Source organism: Candidatus Bathyarchaeota archaeon, assembly GCA_018396705.1.
Lineage (GTDB): Archaea > Thermoproteota > Bathyarchaeia > Bathyarchaeales > Bathycorpusculaceae > DRVP01.
This window is the reverse complement of record JAGTQZ010000006.1, coordinates 76742-90673: the sequence shown is the minus strand read 5'-3', so window position 1 is coordinate 90673 and position 13932 is coordinate 76742. Positions and strand designations below refer to the sequence as shown.

Here is a 13932-nt window from a genome sequence, read left to right as displayed (position 1 = left end):
AGCTCTGGCAGAGTTTTCCTTGGCTAATTTACCCTAACAATTTCAAAGATTATTTTGAAGTCTTTAACTTTTGCCGTGAGTATTTTAACTTTGGACGCTTTCGGAAAAGCCAAATAGTTTAGGACATGCGTTCCACAAGTTTTCCAATTTCTTTCTTCTCGCTATTCTTCTTCTGTTATAGTTGTGGTTCGCACATAATAGTATTCTCCTATCTCCTTCTGGTACTTGTCTAGCTTTGAGCCTTCCTTGTTTACGCGAGGCCTTTTCGTTATAGGGTCCCTTCTAAAGGTCACGTTCATCTCTTTTAGGAATGTGTTCATCCCTTCTCTGAGGCTTGTAGGCGGATTTGCAAAACCTTTCACACCTGGTTCTCCTATGAAAACCATGAGACGGTCTGCGATGAAGTCTTGGGCAACCACATCATGTTCAACCACAAAGGCCGTGGCACCGCGGGCTTCCACAACTCTCCGTACAGTGCGCGCCATATTGAGCCTCTCCTCCACGTCTAGGTAGGCGCTGGGCTCGTCTAAAAGGTAGAGGTCCGCTTTTCTTGAGAGACATGCAGCTATGGCGGTTTTCTGCAGTTCACCACCACTTAGCTCAGTAACATTTCTATCTAGAAACTTTTCTAGCCCAAGCGGTTGAAGGATTTCAACCTTGTACCAACTTGAGCCAAATTCCTCTTTAGCTATGCTCATTAATAGCTCTTGCACCGTGCCCTGATATTCCGCTGAGATATACTGAGGTTTGTAGCTTACCTCCAACTCTTTAAACTCTTTTCCATCATCAGTTTTCTCTAATCCCGCCAATATTTTTATGAAAGTTGTTTTTCCAATACCATTAGGTCCAAGAATTCCTATGATTTCACCTTTCTTAATCTCACCAGGGTAAGCTACAAGCTTGAATCCTTCATAGGTTTTCTCTATGCTGTTCCATCTTAGCAGTGTTTCTCCGCCACCGAAACTGATTGTTGGTGGTTTTTCATGGAAGATTATGGCTTCTTTTCTAAAGCGGACATTTTCGTCAGGGATATAACCTTGAAGGTAAATGTTTATGCCTGTTCGAACGCCGTGTACATGGGAAACTATGCCATAAACACCTGCCTCGCCGTAGAATATGCATATTTGATCTGAAAGGTAATCTATTATGGCAAGGTCATGTTCTGCCACAATTACGGTTTTATTCTCTTTTTTCAATGTTCTTATGGCTTTTGCAACCTCAAGCCGCTGTTTTACGTCCAAATAACTTGAGGGCTCATCGAAAAGATACACATCGGCTTCGCGGCATATGGCAACCGCTATAGCAACCCGTTGAAGCTCGCCACCACTTAGAGCCTCTAACGGTCTATTCCAAATTTTCTTTAACTCTAACCGCTCCGCAATGGCGTTTAGCATGGCGCCTCGTTCATTTGCTTTTTCTATAAGTTCGCCAACTTTGCCGGACACAACTCTTGGGATTTTATCTACGTATTGAGGTTTATGCACAACTTTGAGTTTGCCTTCACTCATTCTTTGAAAATACTCTTGTAATGTTGAGCCTCTGAAATATCGTATTATCTCGTCCCAGCTGGGCGGGTTTTCAAATTTTCCAAGGTTGAGCTTAATTTCGCCAGAGAGAATTTTCAAGGCCGTTGTCTTTCCAATACCGTTTTTGCCAAGCAAGCCTAACACTGTGCCTGGTGACGGTGTTGGAAGTCTATAAAGCTTAAATGTGTTTGGGCCGAAGCGGTGGCTACAGTCCTTTTCCAGCTCGTCAGGTAAATTTACTATAGATATAGCGTTGAATGGACATTTTTTAACGCAGATCCCACATCCCGAGCATAAAGCTTCTACAATTACTAGTTTTGTATTTTCAAAGCGGATTGCTTCCACGCGACTCCTAACCATAGGACAGAAACGATGACACTGTTTACCACAGCGTTTTGGCTTACATTTGTCCGAATCTAGCACAGCTATCCGCGTCATGGTTCAACCAGCAACTAAACGAATTTTGCCGATGATAATTATTGGGCCCTAAAATCAAAATGAATATGCTACTAAAAACTTTTCGGATAATAAAGAAACTGGGAAAGCGGTAAAAAGCTTGATTTTACCATTCCTCTTCTTCCCACTCTTCCTCTTCTTCCCAATCTTCTTCTTCCCATTCTTCTTCCTCTTCGAACAAGCTTTTCACCTCCGGGAGATAGAGTTAGCATATTGAGAGCCGCGCAAGATGTTTTAAACATTTTTATTCGACAATAGTCGAGAATGTAACCTTAAAAAGGGCAGACATTTTTAAAGTTTTACCTTAAAATCTTTGCCGTTAAGGCAGCTTCAGGCCCCTGCATTTTAGGTGTAAAATATGCCCAGCACAAGTGTTTAGAGTTGTGAGCTGCTCCGATTTCGCCTTTTGTGTTTACCGCTATTAAGCCCATAGAATTGTAGGTTCCAGCCATTCGCTCATTAACAAGTCTTATAGCGTCTTCAACAGCCTCTTGTGGGGTTTTTCCGCTTTCCATATAATTGCACACAGTTTTCGCCAAACAAAGCCTTATGGCAATTTCGCCGACACCAGTAGCTGAGCATGCCCCACTGCGGTTGTCAGCATATGTGCCGCAGCCAATTAACGGTGAATCACCGATTCTTCCAGGCAGCTTCAGTGGGAAACCTCCAGTCGATGTGGCGGCTGCCACGTTTCCATCTTTATCAAGGGCTACAGCGCCGACGGTTTCAAGGTCAAAGAGCTCCGGGTGTTCCCTAACAAGTTTTGCGAGTTTAGGCAGTTCATGTTTCCCTTCAAGCAAGGCTTGCTTCTGCTGTTCATAATATTTAAGGCGGAGCTCAGTGATGGGGTTTCTCCTTTCAAGATTGAACAGTCTGGCTAGTTTTTCAGCCCCTTCGCCAACGACAAAAACGTGGTCCGTGTGTTCCATAACAATTCTCGCAAGGCGAACGGGGTTTCGAACATCTCTCAAAAGCCCGGCAGCTCCAGCTTTCAACGTTTTCCCCTCCATAACGGAAGCCTCCATCTCAACAGTTTTTTCTATTGTTAAGCTCGAGCCATAACCAGCGTTAAAAACGCCTACATCTTCTAAAACTGCAACGGCTTCAACAACAGCATCAAGGGCGCTTCCGCCCTTTAGCATTATTTCAAAACCCATTTTAGCTGCTTTTTTAACACCTTCTATTCCCGGGTTAATCCGCTCTATATTCCAGTTCCCAGCACCACCATGAACGACGATGACAGGCTTTAGTATTTCCACATGCTTTCTCCTCTTTTAAACTTGGAGGCAAGTAATCTGTTGCATGAATTTAAGCATAATGCCTTTTTAAAGATAATTCTTAAATTGTTTTAAGTAGCCAGTTTATTATGGGATGATGTGAGGCGACGGCTAGGAGCCATTTAAGCTGTGAAAAGCCAACTAACCTGCACTGACCATCTGTTTGTCTCATGATGGAGGGCTACTGCGAAAATGATTAGGGATTTTAACATTTTAGCCACGACTTCTAGAGGCAACGAAGACGAGACGTGTTCCGAGCTTTGGTATTTACTGAACGAAATTGGTGATTCTGCGCCTGTTGTGGACAAAACTGGAGTTGCTGGTTTAATTGTTGCTAAAACAATCTTTAACCCTTTCGAGGTTATTGAAAAGTTTAGACGAATCCTGCGAGAAAGACCTTATGAGTTCCGTTACACACTGCGGGTAATTCCCATTGAAAAAGTAGTCCGTACAGACATTGGGGAAATCCAGCGGGCTGCCGCTGAGCTAAGCGCGAAAATAGCGCCAAACGAAAGTTTCCGTATTACTGTTGAAAAACGGTTTACTGAAACTTCTACAAGGGACATTATTGAAGCTGCGGCTGCAAACATTAAAAGGAAAGTTGACTTAAGTAATCCTGACAAAATTCTCTTAATTGAAGTAATAGGTGGTTTAACAGGACTTGCAGTGATAAGACCAAACGATATTTTGTCAGTAGTAAAAGAGAAGACGCTCTAGATGAGAGTCGATTTCTTAGCGTTCGGTAGCTAGAAGCGCTATTCGTTCAATTACGAGGTCTATTAGGGCTCTCTCCAAAGTTTTACCATCTGTCATTGCTTCAATTTCAGCGTTTGAAATTCTGAAAACTTTTCGTATGCCTACAATTTTATCTTGGGAAAGTTCTAGGACTACGTCGTCGCGTTTTCCTTTTACAATTTTTGAAATTGCCTCTAACGCCTTTTCTACTTGATCAGCGCTTTCCCCTATGGCCAGCACGGCTATTTCTTTTGTATTTTCCCTTATTCCAAGGAATTCTGTTGCCTTTCGAATTTGCCGTTGCGCCGAAGCATAAAGTAGCACTTCTAAGACCAAACTTTTCGAAATGTTTTTTTTGTTTTCGAAGGCTTTTAATGCGTTTAAAGCTGCAAAATACAGGTGCTGCCATGAAGCTACATGTTTCGCATTAAAAAATTGGACTTCAACATTTTCGCCTATCAGTCCTCTAGCTTCCTTTAGAAAGAGGTTGGCATCAACTATTTGCACGTCTTTAAAGCCTGCGATAGCTATGTATTTTCCGAATTCTTCAAGATGCTTTATCAAGGTTCTTCCTCTGCAATTTCCTTCAAAAACTTTTCAACAAGCCTTCTGGATAAACCGGCTTTTACAAGCTCTTCTATTACTTTTTCAGGTTTTCTATTTTCTTCTTTATGTTTCTGGATTATTCTCCTCAAAGTTTCCTTTATTTCCCATGGGAAGACTATCCAGCGGCTGGTTTCTCTTGCATAATAGTCTGGCTTTATCACACTCCATGGTTTGAGGTAAACGGCAGCAATCCTCACCTCAGCAGCCCCCTCCTTTTGCAGATACTCTTTTATAAGTTGGAGGCTCTTGCCAGTATCTGCAACTTCATCTACCACGAGCACTCGTTTGCCAGCTACCTTCACGGAAACCGGCTGTGTTAGGGTTGGCTCTTCTTTAGTTTCAGCTATGTTGACATAGAATTCGACTTTAACATTGGCAAGGTTTGGGTTTTCCAAGAGATCTGAAAGAACCCTTGCTGGGGGCCATCCGCCGCGGGAAACCCCGACAATTATGTCTGGCTTGAAAGAGTCCTGACGGATTTTGTCGGCTATGTGCATCAACATCCGATATATTTGGCTCCATGTTGGGACTTCAAATTCGATGTTTTTATGCAAACTCTACATCAACTCTTGGCGTGTTTATTTCTCTAGAATAATTTTGGTGATTAAATAACTTTAAGTTTGATTGTCGTTAAAAGTCAAGTCAAGTTCACGATAGTATAAGAAAGAGCTTTTGATAATCATGCCAATGCGGGTTATGTAAAACTCGAAAAATATAAGAGAAAAATTTTTGGGTTTTTATTCAAATTCTGATGGTTCTTTAGGTTTCTCTTTCTCTTTTTCCTTTTCTTTTTCGATGCCCTTTGCCGCGATGACATCATCAATTTTTAGTATCATGTTGGCTGCTTCGGTAGCGGACTTTACTACTTGAAGCTTGACTCGAAGCGGCTCTATAATGTTTAGCTCCAACATGTCTCTGATTTTGCCTGTGAAAACGTCTACCCCCATGCGGTAGCCGTCTGCTTTCTCGTGAGCGGCTCTTAGGGCCACCATTATATCCACTGGGTCTAGACCGGCATTTTCAGCAAGTGTCAATGGTATGGCTTCAACAGCGTCTGCAAAAGCCTCTATTGCTAATTGTTCCCGTCCGCCAACTTTTACAGCGTAGTCCCTAAGTTGTTTGGCTACTTCAGCCTCTGGTGCACCGCCACCTGGCACGATCTTTCCATCTTCAATAGCATTTCTTACCACGCAGAGCGCATCATGCAGTGAACGTTCAGCTTCATCAACTACATGTTCTGTTCCACCTCTGACCACTATTGTGACAGCCTTCGGGTTCTTGCACTCGCGGACGTAAACAAGCTTATCATCACCTATCTTGACCTCCTCGACAAGTTTAGCTTCGCCAAGCACGTCGTGTGTCAGGTCCTTCACGCTTGCTACTATCTTGCCACCGGTTGCCCTTGCCAACTTCTCCATGTCACCGCTGCTAACGTTTTTAACTGCTAGTATGCCTCTTTTGGCCAGGAAGTGCAGTGCCACGTCGTCTATACCCTTCTCGCAAAATACTACATTGGCACCAGCTTCAGCGATTTTGTCCACCATTTCCTTGAGCATTCGCTCCTCCTCATCTAGAAACATTTTCATTTGTTCTGGGCTTTCAATGTTGATTTTTGCGTCAAACTCCGTCTTTTCAATCTCTAACTTAGCATTTATTAGTGCAATTTTAGCGTTATGAATTATTTTCGGCATTTGCGGATGGGCGACTTCCTTGTCGATAACCATGCCTTTGACAAGTTCTGTTTCTTCTAGGCTTCTGCCATGTTTCTTCAAAATCTTGATTAAGTCGATGTCTGCCCTAATTTTGCCGTCCTTTTCTTCAGCCACCTGTTTTACGGCTTCCACAGCCAGTTTTGCAAAGTGTTCTTTTGCACCTGCAATGCCCTTACTTCCCATAGAAGTCATGGCGACGTCTAAAAGCTTCTTGTCATCGTTGATATTTACTGGCATGGCCATTTTCTCCAAGATCTCTCGGGCTTTTTCACCGGCTTTCTTAAAGCCTTCAATTATTATTGTTGGATGAATATTCTGATCTAAAAGCTCCTCGGCCTTCGCCAAGAGTTCTCCAGCCAGCACCGCAGCAGTTGTTGTTCCGTCTCCAACTTCATTGTCCTGAGCTTTTGCAACTTCTACAAGCATTTTTGCAGCTGGGTGTTGCACATCGATCTCCTTAAGAATCGTCGCGCCGTCATTAGTTATCGTTACGTCGCCGAAGCTGCTTACCAGCATTTTATCCATACCCTTCGGGCCGAGGGTTGTCTTTACAAGTTCAGAGATTATCTTTGCTGCCGTGATGTTGTTCCTTTGAGCCTCTCTTCCTGTTGTCCTTCCAGTTCCTTCCTTTAACACTAGAACGGGTACCGTTCCAGAGGGTATGGCTGCCACCCACCATCACCCCCTTCATTCGTTTGAAAGTTGGTTTAAAAGCAAAATCACACGGAAAAATTACTTCTATATAAAGTTTTCTAAATTTTTGCCTTAACAATTCTATAACCAGAAGCCTTCCTAAGCCTATTCATAACCGCCAACCCCAACCCCTCGGTGGGCACACCTTCAGCAATAATAATGTCAACTCCTTCAACGTCAAACTCTCTAAGAAGTCTAAACAAGTTTCTCGCAGCGTCTTCAAGGCGACCGCGACTTCCAAGAAACTTTACAACATCTGCCCTATACGCGGCTGCAGTTTCGTTGGTGGCTAAGACGCCGACTTTCAATTTTCTCTGTCTATAATAGTCTACTAATTCTGCGATTTTTTTCATGACAGCTTCCAAGTCGCCTTCAACAACAACCACTTTTGCTTTGGGTGCGTAATGCTTATGTTTCATTCCTGGAGAACGTGCTTCGTCAATATGCACCTTTCCATCCGCAGTTGCTACTGGGTGAAGCTCTATGTTTCCAAGAAATTCCTTTAGCACCTCATAAGGCGTTCCACCCGGGCGGAGGATCTGCGGGGGGTTAACGGTTAAGTCTAAAACCGTGGATTCTACACCGATGTTCGTTGGTCCGGCATCCAGCACGGCATCTATTCGGCCGTCAAGGTCCTCCAGTACGTGTTCAGCCATCGTTGGACTTGGGCGTCCTGCAAGGTTTGCGCTCGGAGCAGCAATAGGGCAATCACTTTCTCTTATAAGGGCTAATGCTACGTTATGTTTTGGAATTCTAATTGCAATAGTGTCCAAACCTGAAACAGTAACATCCGGAACGATTTCTGATCGTTTAAGAATTAGAGTTAATGGACCGGGCCAAAACTTTTCCATAAGTTTCTCAGCTTTTTCCGGAACTTCCCTTACCAGCCTGTATACATCCTTTACGTCTCCCACATGTATTATTGGTGGATTGTCAGGTGGTCTCTTTTTAGCTTTAAAAAGGTTTTTAACGGCCTTTGGGTTAAGCGCGTCAGCTCCAAGTCCATAAACAGTTTCTGTGGGAAAAGCCACTAATCCACCCTTTTTTATAATGTTTGCTGCGATGCGTATTGCTTCAATTTCTGGAGTGTCCGAGTTAACTTTTATTACCGTAGTTTTCATTTCAGCAAGCCTAGTTTGTTAAGACGTTTTGTGGATTTAAAGATTCTAACTCAAACGATGTAGTAGTCTATGACTTTTTTCATACTTTTCGGTGCGGTCTGCTTTAGGGCAAGTTGTTTCAATATTTTTATCATTTGAGGTTGAAAACGGGCTATGTCTGTTAAACTTACTAAACCTACTAGACGTTTCCCCTCTACTACCGGCAATTTCTTAATCTTCATTTGGAACATAAGTTTCACAGCCTCCTCTAACTCTAAGCTTGGTTCTACAACCACCAGCGGGCTTGACATCACATCTTTAACCCTTGTTCTGTGTACATCTTTTGCCTCGGCCACAACTCTCTTTAGCATATCTCTTTCAGTGATTATTCCAACGGCTTTCCCTTTTCTAACGGCAATCAAGCATCCAATTTCAAACTTGTTCATGACTTCTGCAGCTTCTTTCACTGTTGCATTCTCATCTATAGTTATAACCTCTCGCACCATGACATCTTCTACTTTCAAAGAAATTCGGCTTTCGCTTTCACCTTCTTCTTCAGTGTTTTCAGTTGACAACAAGGACCCCACTTGTATTTCAACATCGCCAATATATAACTATGTGCGAAATTTTAGACGCTCAGATCTCTTCGAAGTTTTTGTAAAAGCTCCTCAACACGTTTGCTTGTCGGGATCCTCGCTTTTTCAAATTTCTCTTTAGGCTTTGACAGGGGTCTAGTCGCGTCTATGCCCATTTTGCTTGTCAACCCGGTTTCTTGGTTGGCAGAGGCATCTAAAGTTGAACCCCGCGCATTCTGAATCACCAGCAAGTCTTCACAAGCTTGGAATCTTGTCGCTATAGCCCACTCTACTTCCGTTAAGTCGAAAACGTTGATGTCTGAGTCCACTACAACAGCGTGCTTAAGACTTGGATGAGCTGCGAAAGCCGCCAACAAAGCATTTTTTGCGTCTCCTTCCATTTGTTTTTCGATGGATATTATCGCATGAAGCCACCCGTTTCCGCCTATTGACAAGTTTACAGCATTAACTTTCGGCACAACCTTTGAAACAGCCTCATAAATTGCAGCTTCAAAAGGCATCCCCATCAAAAGCTTATGTTCGCTTCCAGATGGCAAAAGTGCTTGGTAAATATAGTCCTTGCGATGCATGACGTTCACAACCTCTACAACTGGCTGTTTTCTTTGGATATCATATGTTCCAGTAATATCCACGAATGGGCCTTCTATAACTTCTTTACTTGCGGAAATTCTGCCTTCCAACACGAGTTCAGCGTCTGCTGGAGCACAGGCGTTCACATATTTACATTCCACTAGGTGCAGTTGGTCGTTCAAAAGGGCATTTGCCACGTCAAACTCGCAAACTCCAAATGGGAGAGGCGAAGCGGCAGCTAACATTACTGCTGGGTGAACACCTATAGCAATAGCTATGTCCAAATCTGTCTCAGCTTCCTTTGCCATGTTCCAGAGCTTATAAAGGTGTCTTGGAACAAGCCGTATCGCCAAATGTCTTTCATCCAAAACTTGCAGTCTATGAACGGAAACGTTCTCAATGTTTCCGTCCAAGCTTTTAGCATGGACAACGGCTGCCGTTATGTAAGGGCCAGCATCTCGTTCAAAATGTGTTAAAACCGGAATTCGGAGCAAGTCTGGTTCTTCAATAACCTCTTTAACTGGTCCGTCGTCCACGATTCTGGGTTTTCTAGGAGACTGCCAAGCTTCTAAAAGCCTCTTGTAAAGCCGGTCCTGGTCAACATTAAGCGCTTCACAGATACGCTTTCTTGTTCCACAAACATTGGCCACAATGCGCGCCTTAGCGTCTTCCACATTCTCAAATAAAAGTACTGGACCATTTCCGTCGAAGCTTTTCATGATATAGGCAATCTCAAAGTTTGTGGACACGGAATCCTTAATGTGGATCATCTCCTTTTTCTCTTCCATCTGCTCCAAGAAGGCTCTGAGGCTCATAGTAAGCTTCCTCCCGTTTCTGGCTCCGTTGCTGTTGGCATCACTCTTTCAAGCAGTCTCTTGAAAATCGATTGTGCTTGTAACTCGTTAACGTTCTCCAAGTATATGGAGACAAGGGCAATTTTCCTTTTTTTGGAGGCTAAATACTCCGCGAACATACGAGCTGAAATCACGTTTCTGTCACCTAATAAAACCGTTGAGGACGGCAGTCCAGGGGAACCGGCAGGCTTTGGAATGGCTACGGCTAGTGTTCCAAGCCTATCCTCGTTTTCACTTAAAAGCACAAGACACGCGTTTTTTGTTTCAAGATAAACGGCCAAAAAACGAATATTTTGTTCAATTTCCTCATCCTTAATAACCCTAGCCCGCTCCATCGACAAGCTCTCCATTCCTTCTTATCTCATTATAGCCTTAATACACTCTTCAGTATTTATCACTTTAAAAGGCGAACTCAAAATGACTGGAAACGGCGAAAAAGAAAGAGCCCAAAAAATTCTGGAACGGCTTAAAGAAAATTTCACGTTTCCAAAGTGGGTGTCTCTAAAACAGGACCCTTTCGAAACCCTAATTATAACTATAATCTCGCAGAACACGTCGGACAGAAACGCTGAAAAAGCCTTTCAGAATCTTTCCAAAAAGTTTCAAATAGCTCCAAGAATATTGGCGGAAGCTGAAGCTGTAGAAATAGAGAAATGTTTGAAGGTTGCTGGGTTGTACCGAAACAAGGCTAAAACAATAAAAAAAGTATCAAAGATAATATTTGAAAAATTCGGAGGCAGTCTTCAGCCTATTTTGGCTATGCCCTTCGAGGATGCGAGGAAAACGCTGTTGCAGCTGCCGGGTGTTGGGCCCAAAACCGCTGATGTACTTCTACTCTTCTCAGCGAACCAGCCGACGGTGCCAGTGGACACCCATGTTAATCGTGTCTCAAAAAGGCTCGGGCTTGCACCTGCGGACGGTGATTATGAGGAAGTTCGCAATTCTCTTCAGCGTTTATACAAGCCCGACGACTATCTAGCGGTTCACATATTATTAATTCTGCTAGGAAGAAAATACTGCAAGGCTTTAAAACCCATGTGTGGTCAATGCCCAGTAAACATGCTTTGTCCCTTCGAGAAAAAGCCAATTTATCCTACAAAACTTTAGCTTCATCTTGTATGCTTGATATTTCTCTCAAATTCTTGTCAAGTCTAACTTTTCCAATAACGACCGTTGAAATGCTCCCTGAGACAGGCGTGAAAATTTTCAAGACTTTTCTTATATAGTCAATTTTTCGTAACACACCTATACCCAAGAATTTTCCTTCAGCGTTGTATAAGGCTGTCAGTGATCCTTCCTCATCCCCATTACATGCGACTGTAACTTTTTTGCCTAATACTTCCTCTAGGCTTCTGATTTTTTCTGGACTAATCCATCGGCCTTTTCCGATAATCACGTGGATTTTGTCCTTTAACTCTGCGATGTGAAGCGGTTTCATTCCCAAGAGGCTGTATATTTCTTTCTCTCTTTTCGCCATCCCAAAGGTTCTATTTGAACCTATAATCTCATCGTTTTCGACCTTGACCCAACTCATGGGTATGGACTGTATTTTTGCGCCTTTCAAGTATTTAATGTAGCCTAACTCTCTTAGGCTTCTGCGTTTATCGCGGCTTCTCTGCTTTATCGTTTGTGGAGAATCCACAGCTAATGTCTTGAAGTTTTTGAGCGCCGTTAAAATAGGCGTCAACCTTTCACTTTGTTGAATACCAAAAACCATGTCAGGCGCTATTTTTTCAACTATTTGAAGTTTATAGCTTACGGCCTCTTCTCCTTCTACCCAACCGTCTGTGTTCACAATTATATAGTCTGGGTTATGCTTCAAAAGTTCTTCCCTCAGCGAGATTATTCCGCGGATAACTCTTTCAAGGGCTCTGCTTGGTGAGGTCACTCCTACAAAATAGGCGTTTGTAGCTTCAAGGTTGAACAGGTCTGTTACCGGTTTTGAAACCAGAGCGTAGGCAACTGTGCAAGGCGGCCCAATATCCGACTGGCCTATGTCTCCATCTAAGATGGCGACTTTACATCCGTCTTTTACTAGCTTGTTTGCGAGGTACGTGCAAAAACTTGTTTTTCCAGAGTCTACGTTTCCAAGAACCAGCAACGTTAAAGGCCTTTTTTGTATGGCAACGACTTCCTTATAAGCTTCTTCCCAGGACATTGGCACAGTGTCTCCATCCACTTCCTCTATGCTTGCGTTTTCTCCAAGCAAGATGTCAAAAGTCGCCTTTTCCTTAACAATGAAGGGCATGCGTTTGCCATCTCTTATTACAACCTTGCCAGTTTGCCTCAAAGAGTGGCCGAAAACCTCTGTTTCACCGGAGACAAGCGTAACCGAGGCTGGGCCGTCCACTAGTAGAGTTTTTCCAGCATCAACGGTTATCCTCATTCGCTTTTCCTCTGGCATACTTTTGTCCATTCCTTTTTGCAATTCTTATTGCTGAAACTATGTCTCTTACACCTCTCCTATGTTTGGCCTCGCTTATATAACGGTCTGTTCCCGCTTCGCTTACGCTTTCTAATTCCACGTTTGGAGGCAGTCGCTTATCCAACGCCCTTAAAAGCTTTTCTTTATACTCAGGCACACCATCTCCGACTTTGACGGAGATCACCGATGCCTTAACATCTTTTAAACTTTCTATGATTGTTCCTATTTCATTAACAGTCTCTTTTATGCTAAAACAGTTTCCAGTTTTTATAACTTTTCCATCCGCCAAAACAGCTAATCCCAAAACTTCGCCGGGGTCTACTCCTATCACTATTTTTTCGTACGAACTTTTTCCTTCTAACTGTTGGAGTGCTTGATTAATTAAGACTTGTGGGTCCTCCCCCTCTTTGAATGTTAAAACATTTTCGTGATTTATCAGCGCACGTTCTTTCTCGGTAGTTATAACGATTTTTATCTCCACTGGCACCGGGTCGTAAGGTGTTAAGCTTATGAAAGGTACATTTTGCTTTTTAAGTTCATTGACTATTAAATAATAGGCCTTTCCCGAAACCGTTGCCACCGCCATCTTTGCCTTCATGTGTCAACCGATCATTTTAGTCTTCTTTACAACAAACAATTATTATTTTTGCTGTTTATATCTATTAACGTGCGTTAAGTTGCTGCAGAAAATTCCAACAGGCTGCAATGGATTTGACGCCCTCTTAGATGGCGGCCTAGATGTTGGCAGTATTAGCCTGATTTATGGGGAGGCTGAAACTGCTAAAACAACGTTGGCTATGCAATGCGCCGTAAACTGTGCGAGGAGAGAATGGAAAGTTTTGTTCGTGGACTGCGACGGTACGTTCTCTCCTAGACGACTGTTTCAAATAGCTTCAAAAGACGCTGAAAAAATAGCTGAACACATAATTCTTGCTAGGCCTAAAGACTTCAAGGAACAAACGGTCATAATAGACCGGTTAACTAACTATTTGACGAGAGGCTTTGGCCTAGTTATTTTTGACACCATTACACATTTATACCGTTTGGAAATTGCAGAAAAACCGGAAAAAACATTCGAGTTAAACCGTGAACTGAACAGGCAGATGGCGTGGCTAGCGCAGGTTGCCAAAACCCATAGAATAGCTGTCCTTGTACTCAGTCAAGTTCGAGGGGTTTTTGAAGACGCGCATGTGAGCATTGAACCTGTAGCCACAAGGGTGCTGAAGTTTTGGGCAGATGTAATAATTGCAATGAAGTCAACAGAAAATGCGAAAGTTATAAAGGCAATTGTAGAAAAGAAACAGGGAACAACTCAGCAACCCGCTTTCCATTTCAAAATATGCGAAAAAGGATTAACCGAACACTTTACCTCAGCGTAAAGG

14 protein-coding genes are annotated in these 13932 nt (G+C 43.0%); 3 read left to right on the top strand and 11 right to left on the bottom strand.

The annotated features are described in order from the left end of the window. Positions 1-161: 161 nt before the first annotated feature. Positions 162-1964 (bottom strand): ribosome biogenesis/translation initiation ATPase RLI, encoded by a 1803-nt coding sequence (locus tag KEJ24_06915; protein MBS7647550.1) that lies wholly within the window; start codon positions 1962-1964, stop codon positions 162-164. Positions 1965-2281: 317 nt separating this feature from the next. Then, positions 2282-3220 carry an isoaspartyl peptidase/L-asparaginase gene (locus KEJ24_06910; GenBank protein ID MBS7647549.1) on the bottom strand — a complete coding sequence of 313 codons (939 nt, stop codon included), beginning with the start codon at positions 3218-3220 and terminating at the stop codon, positions 2282-2284. Positions 3221-3451: 231 nt separating this feature from the next. Between KEJ24_06910 and KEJ24_06905 the strand changes: the two genes are divergently transcribed. After that, entirely contained in the window at positions 3452-3976 is a 525-nt protein-coding gene (locus tag KEJ24_06905) for a THUMP domain-containing protein (protein ID MBS7647548.1), read from the top strand. Positions 3977-3991: 15 nt separating this feature from the next. Here the strand turns inward: KEJ24_06905 and KEJ24_06900 are convergent, their stop codons facing one another. The 7 genes from KEJ24_06900 to KEJ24_06870 all read right to left on the bottom strand — a co-directional run bounded on the left by KEJ24_06900 (position 3992) and on the right by KEJ24_06870 (position 10466). Continuing rightward, positions 3992-4558 carry a hypothetical protein gene (locus KEJ24_06900; GenBank protein MBS7647547.1) on the bottom strand — a complete coding sequence of 189 codons (567 nt, stop codon included), beginning with the start codon at positions 4556-4558 and terminating at the stop codon, positions 3992-3994. Next, positions 4555-5154 (bottom strand): phosphoribosyltransferase, encoded by a 600-nt coding sequence (locus tag KEJ24_06895; protein MBS7647546.1) that lies wholly within the window; start codon positions 5152-5154, stop codon positions 4555-4557. The genes KEJ24_06900 and KEJ24_06895 overlap by 4 nt, the downstream gene beginning before the upstream one ends. Before the next feature lie 183 nt (positions 5155-5337). Then, entirely contained in the window at positions 5338-6975 is a 1638-nt protein-coding gene (locus KEJ24_06890; GenBank protein ID MBS7647545.1) for a TCP-1/cpn60 chaperonin family protein, read from the bottom strand. 89 nt (positions 6976-7064) lie between these two features. Continuing rightward, positions 7065-8126 carry a threonylcarbamoyl-AMP synthase gene (locus KEJ24_06885; GenBank protein MBS7647544.1) on the bottom strand — a complete coding sequence of 354 codons (1062 nt, stop codon included), beginning with the start codon at positions 8124-8126 and terminating at the stop codon, positions 7065-7067. Positions 8127-8176: 50 nt separating this feature from the next. After that, on the bottom strand, positions 8177-8680 hold the full coding sequence (locus tag KEJ24_06880) for a CBS domain-containing protein (GenBank protein MBS7647543.1): 504 nt from the start codon (positions 8678-8680) through the stop codon (positions 8177-8179). A gap of 53 nt (positions 8681-8733) precedes the next feature. Continuing rightward, the gene (locus KEJ24_06875; GenBank protein ID MBS7647542.1) at positions 8734-10086 is read right to left on the bottom strand and encodes a UbiD family decarboxylase; all 1353 of its coding nucleotides are present in this window, start codon (positions 10084-10086) and stop codon (positions 8734-8736) included. Beyond that, entirely contained in the window at positions 10083-10466 is a 384-nt protein-coding gene (locus KEJ24_06870; protein MBS7647541.1) for a hypothetical protein, read from the bottom strand. Before KEJ24_06870 ends, KEJ24_06875 begins: the two co-directional genes overlap by 4 nt. Positions 10467-10542: 76 nt before the next feature. Here KEJ24_06870 and KEJ24_06865 point away from each other — a divergent pair, with 76 nt between their 5' ends. Then, on the top strand, positions 10543-11232 hold the full coding sequence (locus KEJ24_06865; GenBank protein MBS7647540.1) for an endonuclease III: 690 nt from the start codon (positions 10543-10545) through the stop codon (positions 11230-11232). Here KEJ24_06865 and KEJ24_06860 read toward each other — a convergent pair. Together KEJ24_06860 and KEJ24_06855 are read right to left on the bottom strand one after the other, a co-directional pair. Continuing rightward, on the bottom strand, positions 11219-12529 hold the full coding sequence (locus tag KEJ24_06860; protein MBS7647539.1) for a hypothetical protein: 1311 nt from the start codon (positions 12527-12529) through the stop codon (positions 11219-11221). The genes KEJ24_06865 and KEJ24_06860 overlap by 14 nt on opposite strands. Then, a complete protein-coding gene (locus KEJ24_06855; GenBank protein MBS7647538.1) occupies positions 12495-13148 on the bottom strand; it encodes a hypothetical protein in 654 nt (217 codons plus the stop codon). The genes KEJ24_06860 and KEJ24_06855 overlap by 35 nt, the downstream gene beginning before the upstream one ends. A 79-nt stretch (positions 13149-13227) precedes the next feature. Here KEJ24_06855 and KEJ24_06850 point away from each other — a divergent pair, with 79 nt between their 5' ends. Then, on the top strand, positions 13228-13929 hold the full coding sequence (locus KEJ24_06850; protein ID MBS7647537.1) for an AAA family ATPase: 702 nt from the start codon (positions 13228-13230) through the stop codon (positions 13927-13929). Positions 13930-13932 lie beyond the last annotated feature (3 nt).

Coding starts and splice junctions, on each gene's coding strand:
- KEJ24_06865 (MBS7647540.1), top strand. CDS start 10,543: ATGACTGGAAACGGCGAAAAAGAAAGAGCCCAAAAAATTCTGGAACGG.
- KEJ24_06915 (MBS7647550.1), bottom strand. CDS start 1,964: ATGACGCGGATAGCTGTGCTAGATTCGGACAAATGTAAGCCAAAACGC.
- KEJ24_06855 (MBS7647538.1), bottom strand. CDS start 13,148: ATGAAGGCAAAGATGGCGGTGGCAACGGTTTCGGGAAAGGCCTATTAT.
- KEJ24_06860 (MBS7647539.1), bottom strand. CDS start 12,529: ATGCCAGAGGAAAAGCGAATGAGGATAACCGTTGATGCTGGAAAAACT.
- KEJ24_06875 (MBS7647542.1), bottom strand. CDS start 10,086: ATGAGCCTCAGAGCCTTCTTGGAGCAGATGGAAGAGAAAAAGGAGATG.
- KEJ24_06905 (MBS7647548.1), top strand. CDS start 3,452: ATGATTAGGGATTTTAACATTTTAGCCACGACTTCTAGAGGCAACGAA.
- KEJ24_06885 (MBS7647544.1), bottom strand. CDS start 8,126: ATGAAAACTACGGTAATAAAAGTTAACTCGGACACTCCAGAAATTGAA.